Below are 10,375 nucleotides of genomic sequence, written 5' to 3' on the forward strand. Positions count from 1 at the left end.
CCACGCCGCCCGCAGTTCCCCCGAATCCGCCCCGACACACCCGAACGCCACGCTCCGGTGGAGCAATTCCCCTACCCGACCGACATTCGCCTCAACGCCAAGGACCGACGTGACGGAGACCTCGCACCCATGCCGACCCCCACCCTCACCCTCACCCCCGATCAACTGGACGCCCAGGCCGCTCGTCTCCATGACACCGAGGCATGGCAGCAGATCATCACCGGCTGGGACACCACAGCCCCCGCCCCCGTACAGCTCTCCTCCCCCGCCGCCACGGAACAGCTGCTGTCGGACAGCCACCCCACCGACTGGCGCAGCCTGTTGTCCGTGCCGGTCGACCAGCTCATCGCCGACTCCGTCCGTGCCCTGCCTCCGGCCGCGCCGCGCGAGCGCCCGCTTCCCGGGCGGCTGGGCGCGGTCCTCCCGGACCGGCTCCACTCCTGGCGACGCATCGGCCAGCCCGAGGTACGGCCCTCCACGCATCTCGCCTACGCGAGGCAGATCCTGACCGAATGGGGCTGGCAGAACACCCCGTACCGGCTCCGCAACGCACGCGGCGCACGGTGCATCTGCGGCGCCCTCCTCACCGCACATCGCCTGGGCTACGGCTCCCTCGACACCGTGGACCGGGCCGGCGCCTGGCTCGTCGCCGAGCTCCGCTCCCGGGGCTGGACCGGACTGATCGGCCCCTGGAACCGCTGCCCCGGCCGCACCGCCTCGGATGCGCTCGCCCTGATCGACGCCACCATCACCCGCGCCGCCCGTGCCGGGCAGTGATCGCCGCGGCCGCCCCGCCCGGTACGCGGACGGTCAGAAGGGCTCGTCCAAGCCTTCCGTGTCCTCACCCTCTTCTTCGAGCGCCTGCCGCACCACGCGCAGGGCCATGCCCTCCCCGTACCCCTTGCGGGCGAGCATGCCCGAAAGGCGGCGCAGGCGTTTGTCGCGCTCCAGGCCACTGGTGGAGCGCAGCTTTCGCGCAACCAGCTCCCGAGCGGTCGCCTCCTCCTGCTCCGGGTCGAGCTGCCCGACGGCCTCGTCGATGACCGCGGAGTCCACCCCCTTGGTACGCAGCTCACGGACTAGAGCCCGGCGGGCCAGGCCCCGGCCATGGTGCCGGGACTCCACCCAGGCGTCCGCGAACGCCGCATCGTCGATCAGCCCGACATCCTCGAAGCGCGACAGCACTTCTTCGGCCGCCTCGTCCGGGATCTCCCGCTTGCGCAGGGCGTCCGCGAGCTGCTTCCGGGTGCGCGGGGTCCCGGTGAGCAGTCGCAGGCAGATGTTGCGCGCCTGCTCCACCGGGTCTCGCGGTTCCCCTTTCTCGGCCCTCGACGAGGAAGGGGAACCGCTGCTCCTGGTGCGGGAGCGGTCACGGCGGCCCGCCCCCTCGCCGAATCCGGCGCCCGAGCCCGTGCCGCGACCGGCCTCCGGCTCGTGCGCGCCCTCGGACCCGGCCATGTACCCGGCGGTGCTCTCGTGGCCGGGTCCGGCGTGCTGGTCAGTGGCGCTGACCGGCCACTCCGTACGACGCGTCACGGTCTAGCTCTTGGCCGCCGCGGTCTTGGCCGGCTTGGACTTGCCGGCCGGAGCGGGCACCGACTTCGCGCTGTCGGCCGGAGCCGCGGCACCGGCTGCCGCGTCCGCACCGGACTCGGCGGCGCTGTCGTCGGGCCTGACACCGATGCCCAGCTTCTCCAGGATCTTCTTCTCGATCTCGTTGGCGAGATCGGGGTTGTCCTTGAGGAAGTTGCGGGCGTTCTCCTTGCCCTGGCCCAGCTGGTCGCCCTCGTACGTGTACCAGGCGCCGGCCTTGCGGACGAAGCCGTGCTCCACGCCCATGTCGATCAGACCGCCCTCGCGGCTGATGCCCTGGCCGTAGAGGATGTCGAACTCGGCCTGCTTGAAGGGCGGCGCGACCTTGTTCTTGACGACCTTGACGCGGGTGCGGTTGCCGACGGCGTCGGTGCCGTCCTTCAGCGTCTCGATCCGGCGGATGTCGAGGCGCACCGAGGCGTAGAACTTGAGCGCCCGGCCACCGGTGGTGGTCTCCGGCGAGCCGAACATCACACCGATCTTCTCGCGGAGCTGGTTGATGAAGATCGCAGTGGTCTTGGACTGGTTGAGCGCACTGGTGATCTTGCGGAGTGCCTGGCTCATCAGGCGGGCCTGGAGACCCACGTGCGAGTCACCCATCTCGCCCTCGATCTCCGCACGCGGCACGAGCGCCGCGACGGAGTCGATGACGATCAGGTCGAGGGCACCGGAGCGGACCAGCATGTCCACGATCTCGAGGGCCTGCTCGCCGTTGTCCGGCTGGGACAGGATGAGGCTGTCGATGTCGACGCCGAGCTTCTTCGCGTACTCGGGGTCGAGAGCGTGCTCCGCGTCGATGAAGGCGACAGAACCGCCGAGCTTCTGCGCGTTCGCCACCGCGTGGAGCGTCAGCGTCGTCTTACCGGAGGATTCCGGTCCGTACACCTCCACCACTCGGCCGCGCGGCAGGCCGCCGACACCGAGAGCCACGTCGAGGGCGGTCGACCCGGTGGGAATCACTTCGATGGGCTCGTTCGGCCGCTCGCCGAGGCGCATCACCGCGCCCTTGCCGAATTGCCGTTCAATCTGTGCGAGTGCGGCGTCCAGCGCCTTCTCGCGGTCGTTTCCTGCCATGGGTTCCACCCGATTTGCTTGAGTCGATCGCTTCACGTCAAAGACGCTAACCCCTGCCACTGACAATGGGCCTCGACGTCCTCCCGGCCTGTGGACAACTCCACGGTCGGGCCCGGGAAAACCCGGCCGGAATCCCATGAGAATGGATGTTCGATTTTGGTGTCAAGCGCACCACGCCGGACCGATCCGCACCCAGAGTGGCGCCTAGCATTCCGCGCCCAAGGAGTCAAGAACAGGCGATCAACCCCATGCTAAATTCCGGCCACATGGTGACGAAACCGGCAGAAAAAGTGGCGCTGGTCGCCGGGGCGGCGCGTGGGGCGGGCCGCGGCATCGCCGTCCAGCTCGGTGCGACCGGAGCGACCGTCTACGTCACGGGACGGACGAGCGGGTCAGAGCGCTCGGAGATGAACCGCCCCGAGACCGTGGAGGAGACCGCGGCTCTTGTGGACGAGGCGGGCGGCCGCGGGATCCCGGTCCGGGCCGACCATCTGGTGCCCGAGGAGGCCGACGGGCTCGTGGCCCGTATCCGGAGGGAGCAGGGCTGTCTGCACGTTCTCGTGAACGGCATCTGGGGAGCGGAGACCGAGTGGTACAAGCCGGTGTGGTGTGACTGAGCGTTCTAGTTGGCCACTGAGCGCGATAGTTGACCGTCCTGAGCACCGGCATTCGTACGGGTCAGGAGCCCGCACACCTATGCCCGCACGATGGAGGACGCAGCTTCACCCCTGTGTCCAACGCGCTGAAACAGGCACCTTCGCAGGTCAGACGGTGTGGCCAGCGGTGATGCGGTAGGGAACGGTGGCTTTGTCACCGAGAGCCAGAAGCGTCACATCTGTGCGTCCGCGGTCCGAGGAGTCATGTGGTGGGCCAGGTACCGAGTGCTTGTGCCAGCCGGTCACTCTGATCGCGGGTGATGCCTTGCGCGAGGCGGGTTCCGCACCGCGGGCTGCTGGGCTCGTCGCAGTGCAGGATGCCGGGGAAATGGTCCTGGCTTCCGGAGAGCGGGGAGGCGGTGGGCAGCGCCCATCCAGCCGACTCCCACAAAGGGTGGTCCTGGAGAAGGGCCTGGGCCAGCCCGGGGGCCTCGTCAGCATCGGCGCCCACCTGGATGAGTGCGTCGCCGATCAGCGTGGTCGCCTCGTCGGGGAGATCGGCATCGCCGAGTGCGGGCAGCAGGAGCAGCAGGCGGGCATGCGGTGCATGGACGCCGGGAGCGCGTGGATCGGGCGTGCGGGCGATGTGCGTAAGTTCGCGCCAAGACAGTCCAGGGCCTGCCTGGTGTCCGTCGACGGTCGCCAGGTACCCGTGCCGTTCCCACTCCGGGTGGGAGATGAAGTACTCCGTCCCCGCGTCGTCGGCGAGGTTGCGGCCCACAATGACCGCGGTATGGCCGCCGCCGAACGGGATCCGGAAAACCGGCCATCGATCTTCGTCGGTCAGGGCCTCGTACGCCGCGTCCGTGTCGGCCTCGTCGGCGCCGAACCATGCCGGCTCCGGTTCGTTGTCCTCGGTCTGGCACAGCCATAGCAGGTAGGCGGGCCAGAAGCCCGGCAGGGACAGCAGTCCCTCCCCGGCAGCCAGCGGGTCGTTCTCGAATCCGTCGATCAACACGAGCCCAGACTGCCAGCCGCCTCTGACAGACCCCGCACCGCCTGGTCGCCCTGGCCTTGGCAGGCGTTCCTGCTTCTCGCCGACATCGCGTGCAGCCGTGATCACGAACCGTTCCTGGAAACTGACGACAAACGTTCCCAGCTGCGACCTCCGTTGCCAGGAACGGCTTTCGCAGGCAGCCGCATCCGGTGGCATAGAACAACAGGAACACGCCCGTCGCGGCGGTCAGGGTGAAGCCGGCCGCGGTCACGACGGCGAGGCCCCTACGGCGGCGACCCTTCGTGGGGTCGCGGAAGATCCCCAGGCGCCGTGGGCGAGGAAGAGCTGAGCAGTGCGGCGCCCGCCACAGTCAAGCGCGGGCTGAAGGACCAGCTCAGATAGGCGATCAGAGCCAGGCTGGCGAGCAGGGCGCAAGCGAGCAGGCTGAGGATCACCTCGGCGACGGCTTCCCCAACCGTCTCCATCAGGAACTCGCTGACGCCCTTCGCTGCCCGCCGGACTCCCACGGCGTTCCCCCATCCTCGCGTACCACCTGGCCCGCCCGGGACACCGATTCGAGGGCGCAGGTATGCGACCACACCGGCCCGTCTTCGCGCACAGCACGGTCTTCCGAAAACTCCACGAGGCCACCTCATCGCAGTCCCGCTGTACCGTCGGCGAGATCGCCGGAAATCCTGGGAGTCCTCCCTCGACAAGGGGCTGCACACGCTGCGCCTGGCGGTCGACACCCACGCGATCACCAGCCATTACGCGCTCCCGCTCCTGATCGGGACACCGGGAGGACTGGTCGTCGAGGTGACGGACGGGACCGACGAGTACAACGCCACCCACTACCGGGTCTCCTTCTTCTACGACCTGGCCGAGGCGTCGGTGAACCGGATGGCGTTCGCGCTGGCGCACGAGCTGGCGCCCCACGGTGCGACCGCGGTGTCCCTCACACCCGGCTGGCTGCGGTCCGAGGCCATGCTGGAGGCCCACCACATCACCGAAGCCAACTGGCACGACGCGATCGCGCACTCGCCTCACTTCGCCATCTCCGGGAGCCCGGCGTTCGTCGGCCGGGCGGTGGCCGCGCTCGCGCTGGACCCCCGGGTGTCACGCTGGAACGGCAGGTCGCTGTCGAGCGGTCAGCCGGCGATGGTCTACGGCTTCACCGATCTCGACGGCAGCCGGCCCGATGCCTGGAGGTACGTCACCGAAGTCCAGGACCCGGGCCGACCCGCCGATGTGACCGGCTGTCGCTGAGGTGCGACCGGCTGTCGCTGAGGACCGGAAGAGAACCGGAGCCCGGAGAATCAGGCGCGCTCGCTCCTCCGGCGTCTCCCGTCGACGGGGTCAGGCGTGCGCGGGGCCCTCCGGCTCCCCGGCAGCACTCCGTCCGCCTTCGCTCCCGTCGCTCCCCTGGTCGTCATCGCTCTCGGGGGCCCGCCAGGAACGGCGCAGCCGCGTGAGCACCGGCTCGCCGCGTCGTCGGCCCCGGCCGTGCATACGCGGGTCGTCCGTCACGTCGTACCGCTTCACGTATGCGCCGAGGAACGCCTGGAGCGTGGCGACGGCCGGGATCGCGATCAGCGCGCCCACGGCCCCCATCAGGGCCGTGCCCGCGATGACCGATCCGAAGGCGACCGCCGGATGGATGTCTACGGTCTTGGAGGTGAGCTTGGGCTGCAGCGCGTAGTTCTCGAACTGCTGGTAGACCACGACGAAGCCGAGCACCCACACCGCGTACCAGGGGTCGACGGTGAACGCGATCAGCATCGGCAGCGCGCCCGCCAGATACGTACCGATCGTGGGGATGAACTGGGAGACCAGCCCGACCCAGACGGCGAGCGCGGGCGCGTACGGAACGCCGAGGATCACCAGCAGGATGTAGTGCGCGATCCCGGAGATGAGGGCCATCAGACCGCGTGAGTAGAGGTAGCCGCCGGTCTTGTCGACCGCGATCTCCCAGGCGCGCAGGACCTCCGCCTGCCGGGCGGGCGGCAGCACGGAGCACAGGGCGCGCCGCAGCCTGGGGCCGTCGGCCGCGAAGTAGAACGAGAACAGGAAGATCGTCAGAAGACGGAACAGCCCGCCGAGCACGGTGGTGGAGATGTCGAGCACTCCGGTCGCGCTGTTCTGGACGTACTTCTGCAGCCAGTCGGAGTGGAGCAGGCTGTCCTGGACCTCGACCCTGGAGAGGTCGGTGTGGAAGCTCTGGTTGACCCAGTTGATCACCGAGTCCAGATACTTCGGGAACTCCTCGACCATGTCGACGATCTGGCCCGCGAGCATCGAGCCGAGCAGCACGACGAAGCCCACCCCGGCGATCAGCACCACCAGGAAGACCAGGAAGGTGGCGAGGCCGCGGCGCATGCCGCGCGCCGACATCCGGCTCACCGCAGGCTCGATGGCGAGCGCCAGGAAGAACGCAATCAGCACATTGATCAGCAGCCCGATGAGCTGGTCGAACGCCCAGCTGCCGAGCCGGTAGCAGGCGTAGAGCGCCAGGGCGAGCACCATGGCGCGCGGCAGCCACGCGGGCATGCGTACCGGTCCGCCGGCGGCGGACGCGGTGGGTGGCGCGGCCGGCGGGACGGGCGGTGCGGAAGGCGGCTGGGTCTGTGCTGTCTCGTCTGTCGGTGCCACGGCTCCAGTCTCGCCTACGACCGCGACGAGCAACCGGCCACCCCGGACAACAGCACAGGTCCGGCCACGAAACTCGGGTCAGCGCTTGTCCACCGGGATGCCGACCGCGATACAGACACCGCGCCAGACGTCCTTGGTCTCCCAGCCCGCTGCCAGCGCCTGGTGCACCGTCTGCCCGCCGAGTTCGGCCATCACATGATCACGTGCAAAGGAGTCGGCGTACCCGGCTCCGAAGTGGTCCGCCATCCGTTCCCAGAAAATCGTCAACCGCATGACCTCAGTATCCCGCTCCTGAGAGTGCAGCCGGGCCGCTACGTCTTGCCGAGAGCGCTTACCGCCCTACGGTCGGTCCATGGCTGGAACCGGAACAAGTCCCCTCAACCGTGCTGAGCAGTTCATTTGGCTCACGGCCCGTGTCCTGGAACAGCGGCGGTTCGCTCATCACTTCCTGGAAGGAAGTGCGGACGCCGTGGAAACCGCACTCGCCGCCTATCTGAACGAGGACGGTGGCTACGGGCACGCGCTCGAACCCGATCTGCGCGGCCCCGTCAGTCAGCCACTGCACACCGCGCACGCACTCAACGTGCTGGACTCCATCGGGCGCTGCGAAGGACTGCGGGTGGAGCGGATCTGCCGCTTCCTCACCCAGGTGTCGACCAAGGAGGGCGCGCTGCCCGCTCTGCTGCCGACGCAGCGTGGCTATCCCGCCGCGCCGTTCATCCCGATCGTCGACGATCCGCCCGCGGAGCTTTTGACCACCGGCCCGGTCGTCGGGCTCCTGCACCGCAATGCGGTGTGGCACGCCTGGCTGTTCCGGGCCACCGATTTCTGCTGGGCCGCGGTGGACGCGCTGGACCGGTCGCATCCGTACGAGATCCAGGCGGCGCTCGCCTTCCTGGACGGCGCTCCGGACCGGGCTCGGGCAGAGGCGGCGGCCGACCGGCTCGGGCGGCTGGTGCGGGATCAGCGTCTCGCCGTACTGGATCCGGAGCGGCGGGCCGAGTACCCGGTCGCGGCCGGATACGCGCCGGGTGAGCAGCACTTTCCGTACGACTACGCCCGTACTCCCGAGTCGCTCGCCCGCCACTGGTTCACCGACGAGGAGCTCTCCCGCTCGCTCGACCATCTCGCGGCCGGGCAGCAGCCGGACGGCGGCTGGCCGGTCGACTGGCGGCAGTGGGCGCCGGGGACGGCTCTGGAGGGGCGGCCCATCGTGACGCTCAAGGCGCTCCTTACCCTGCGTGCCCACGGCCGCGGCCTCGGCTGAGCCCCGGTCACCGGTTCGGGGTGGTGGGTTCGCCGACCGTCATGTCCACGGCTGCATGTGTAAGGGGCTGGGCTCAATGGACCGAGCCCCTTACACGTCCATGCGGGGCGGGGGCCTAACCGAGGGCACGTACCCCTGCGGTGACGACCACGGCGGCGCCCACGACCACGAGGAAGGGGGCGCGCAGGACCAGCGCGAGCGCCGCTGCTGCAAGGCCGGCTCCTCTGGCGTCCAGTGCCAGGTGCTGCCCGTCGCCGAACGTCTGCTGCGCGGTGAGGGCGGCCAGGAGCGCCACGGGCAGGAGCGCGGCAAGGCGCTGGGCGAGCGGGCGCTCCAGTACACCGGCGGGCACCAGCAGCCCGAGGAGCTTGGCGAGATAGCAACCGACGGCGGTCAGTGCGATGGCGATCCAGACGTTCATCGGTCCTTCTCCGTGCTCTTCTCCGTGGTGGCCGTTCCCCGGCTCGCGCCCTTCGTGCGTCCGCCCAGGAACAGGACGGCAGGTGCGGCGAGCGCGGACAGCAGGACCGGGACGCCTGCGGGGAGCACGGGCAGCAGCCCTAGCGCGAGCAGTACCGCGATCGCGGCGGTGACGCGTTCCGTGGTGCTCTTCAGCATCGGCGCGAGCAGGGCGAGGAAGACCGCGGGCGATGCGGCGTCCAGCCCCCAGGTGTCGGTGTCGCCGAGCGCCTCGGCGCCCAGAGCTCCCAGCAGCGTGGTCAGGTTCCACAGCACATACAGGGTCAGTCCGGTGACGGTGAAACCGATCCGTGCCGCCCGCCGAGTCGGCTGCGGCAGTGTCACGGCGGTCGTCTCGTCGATGACCCACTGGGCGGCGAAGGGGCGCAGTACCCGGGGGAGCGCCAGCAGCTGTGACAGCCGCAGCCCGTAGAACGAGTTGCGTACGCCGAGGAAGAAGGCGCCGGCCGCCGCGGTGTACGGGTTGCCGCCCGCCGCGAGGGCGCCGACGAGGGCGAACTGCGAGGCGCCGGTGAAGACGGCGAGGCTGAGCACACAGGTCTGCAGCAGGCTCAGTCCGGAACCGGCCGAGGTCACGCCGAAGGCGAAGCCGGAAAGCCCGACGGCTATACCGACGCCGAGCGCATCGCGTACGACGGCCGCGTCCGGCTTGGTCACGGCTGCTTCCGGCCGCGCTCCGGGGCCGGTCGCGGCGCCGTGGGGTGCGTCGGCCGATTCGCCGACGCCCTCTGGGAGTGTTGTCTGTTCTGCCACGACCGGAACGCTACGTGGGCAGATCGGGACCGGTCTTGTACGTTCTTGCACGTTCGCGCTGGTACGCGCCGGGTGGCACTCCCACGATCCGGGTGAAGTGACGGTTGAGATGCGGCTGATCGGTGAATCCGACCTCGGCGGCCGCCTCCGCGGGCGCCGTCCCCGCGTCGAGCAACCGCCGCGCCGCCCGCACCCGGGCATCGGTGAGCCAGGCGTGCGGCGGCATCCCGTACTGCTTCTTGAAGGCTCTCAGCAGCGCGAACGGACTCGTTCCCAGCTCCCCCGCCAGCACCTCCAGGGTGGGCGGCGCCGCCATCCGTCCCTCCAGCACCGCGCGGGCCCGTGCGGCGTCGCGGGCGCCCGCCGAGCGGGGCGCGCGGGCGGGCAGCACGCTGCCGTACCGTCTGAGCAGCCGCGTGACCATGACTCGCAGCACCGTGTCGGCGGCGAGCGCGTTGCCCTCCTCGGCCGCCCGGTGGACCTCGCCGATCAGCCGGGCCGCGTACGGGTCCACGATGCTGGTCTCGCTGAATCCGACGGTGCCGCGCAGGCTCGTCGTATCGGCCGCTATGTCCTTGACGACCTGCGAGGACGGGTAGAGCGTGGCGTACACCCAGCCCTCGGGCACACCGGCACGGGCGGTGTGCGGAACCTCCGGGTTGATCATGACCACGGTGCCGGGGCCGGCGTGGACGGTGCCGCCCGGCAGCCCGACGTCCTCCACCCCGTGGCTGATGGTGCCGAAGACATAGCCCTCGTGGCTGTGGCGCGGGAAGGTGTGGCGCACGTACCGGGCACGCAGCAGATCGAGGTCGGGCAGCTCCGCGTACTGCCAGTACCTCGCCCACTCCCCCGATCCCGGTTCCGGTATCGCTGCCATGCACGAATTCTCGCAGCTCCGGGGCAGGGCCGCCGAGGGCGGCCGGAGCCCTTGCAGGTGGGCCGGGGTGCACGGCTTCGGGGCCG

At 70.0% G+C, this 10,375-nt stretch carries 10 protein-coding genes and 2 pseudogenes; 4 read left to right on the forward strand and 8 right to left on the reverse strand.

What is annotated here, in order from left to right; all coding sequences use genetic code 11:
* Positions 1-129: 129 nt before the first annotated feature.
* Positions 130-777: a hypothetical protein gene (locus OHA19_RS10945; RefSeq protein WP_405716955.1), complete on the forward strand. Its 648-nt coding sequence runs from the start codon at positions 130-132 to the stop codon at positions 775-777.
* 33 nt (positions 778-810) lie between these two features.
* On the opposite strand, the gene recX is transcribed toward OHA19_RS10945, so the two are convergent.
* Both recX and recA read right to left on the reverse strand, forming a co-directional pair.
* The gene (recX, locus tag OHA19_RS10950) at positions 811-1,536 is read right to left on the reverse strand and encodes a recombination regulator RecX (RefSeq protein ID WP_405716954.1); all 726 of its coding nucleotides are present in this window, start codon (positions 1,534-1,536) and stop codon (positions 811-813) included.
* Between the two features lie 3 nt (positions 1,537-1,539).
* A complete protein-coding gene (gene recA, locus OHA19_RS10955; protein WP_405716953.1) occupies positions 1,540-2,667 on the reverse strand; it encodes a recombinase RecA in 1,128 nt (375 codons plus the stop codon).
* A gap of 290 nt (positions 2,668-2,957) precedes the next feature.
* Between recA and OHA19_RS10960 the strand changes: the two are divergent.
* Positions 2,958-3,275: pseudogene (locus OHA19_RS10960) on the forward strand (SDR family NAD(P)-dependent oxidoreductase); the annotation flags it as partial.
* A gap of 250 nt (positions 3,276-3,525) precedes the next feature.
* On the opposite strand, the gene OHA19_RS10965 reads toward OHA19_RS10960, so the two are convergent.
* A complete protein-coding gene (locus OHA19_RS10965; RefSeq protein WP_405716952.1) occupies positions 3,526-4,281 on the reverse strand; it encodes a hypothetical protein in 756 nt (251 codons plus the stop codon).
* 666 nt (positions 4,282-4,947) lie between these two features.
* Here OHA19_RS10965 and OHA19_RS10970 point away from each other — a divergent pair.
* Positions 4,948-5,526 (forward strand): annotated as a pseudogene (locus OHA19_RS10970) (short-chain dehydrogenase); the annotation flags it as partial.
* 90 nt (positions 5,527-5,616) lie between these two features.
* Here the strand turns inward: OHA19_RS10970 and OHA19_RS10975 are convergent.
* Positions 5,617-6,807, reverse strand: coding sequence for an AI-2E family transporter (locus tag OHA19_RS10975; RefSeq protein WP_405721926.1), 1,191 nt, complete (start codon positions 6,805-6,807; stop codon positions 5,617-5,619).
* Positions 6,808-6,987: 180 nt separating this feature from the next.
* Positions 6,988-7,182, reverse strand: coding sequence for a DUF3046 domain-containing protein (locus tag OHA19_RS10980; protein ID WP_405716951.1), 195 nt, complete (start codon positions 7,180-7,182; stop codon positions 6,988-6,990).
* 79 nt (positions 7,183-7,261) lie between these two features.
* Here OHA19_RS10980 and OHA19_RS10985 point away from each other — a divergent pair, with 79 nt between their 5' ends.
* A complete protein-coding gene (locus OHA19_RS10985) occupies positions 7,262-8,176 on the forward strand; it encodes a hypothetical protein (RefSeq protein ID WP_405716950.1) in 915 nt (304 codons plus the stop codon).
* Between the two features lie 115 nt (positions 8,177-8,291).
* Here OHA19_RS10985 and OHA19_RS10990 read toward each other — a convergent pair whose 3' ends face one another.
* The 3 genes from OHA19_RS10990 to OHA19_RS11000 are packed head-to-tail and all read right to left on the reverse strand — an operon-like array spanning position 8,292 to position 10,289.
* Complete coding sequence (locus tag OHA19_RS10990; protein ID WP_385821604.1) at positions 8,292-8,597, reverse strand: AzlD domain-containing protein; 306 nt, start codon at positions 8,595-8,597, stop codon at positions 8,292-8,294.
* Positions 8,594-9,409, reverse strand: coding sequence for an AzlC family ABC transporter permease (locus OHA19_RS10995; protein WP_405750076.1), 816 nt, complete (start codon positions 9,407-9,409; stop codon positions 8,594-8,596). The genes OHA19_RS10990 and OHA19_RS10995 overlap by 4 nt, the downstream gene beginning before the upstream one ends.
* Positions 9,410-9,419: 10 nt before the next feature.
* Positions 9,420-10,289 carry an AraC family transcriptional regulator gene (locus OHA19_RS11000; RefSeq protein WP_405750078.1) on the reverse strand — a complete coding sequence of 290 codons (870 nt, stop codon included), beginning with the start codon at positions 10,287-10,289 and terminating at the stop codon, positions 9,420-9,422.
* Between the last annotated feature and the right edge of the window lie 86 nt (positions 10,290-10,375).

The organism is Streptomyces sp. NBC_00012 (assembly GCF_045040875.1).
GTDB lineage: Bacteria > Actinomycetota > Actinomycetes > Streptomycetales > Streptomycetaceae > Streptomyces.

Bases quoted from the DNA above. Each gene is read 5' to 3' on its own strand.
- OHA19_RS10945 (WP_405716955.1), top strand. From the start codon at position 130: ATGCCGACCCCCACCCTCACCCTCACCCCCGATCAACTGGACGCCCAG.
- recA (WP_405716953.1), bottom strand. From the start codon at position 2,667: ATGGCAGGAAACGACCGCGAGAAGGCGCTGGACGCCGCACTCGCACAG.
- OHA19_RS10975 (WP_405721926.1), bottom strand. From the start codon at position 6,807: ATGCCCGCGTGGCTGCCGCGCGCCATGGTGCTCGCCCTGGCGCTCTAC.
- OHA19_RS10980 (WP_405716951.1), bottom strand. From the start codon at position 7,182: ATGCGGTTGACGATTTTCTGGGAACGGATGGCGGACCACTTCGGAGCC.
- OHA19_RS10985 (WP_405716950.1), top strand. From the start codon at position 7,262: ATGGCTGGAACCGGAACAAGTCCCCTCAACCGTGCTGAGCAGTTCATT.
- OHA19_RS10990 (WP_385821604.1), bottom strand. From the start codon at position 8,597: ATGAACGTCTGGATCGCCATCGCACTGACCGCCGTCGGTTGCTATCTC.
- OHA19_RS11000 (WP_405750078.1), bottom strand. From the start codon at position 10,289: ATGGCAGCGATACCGGAACCGGGATCGGGGGAGTGGGCGAGGTACTGG.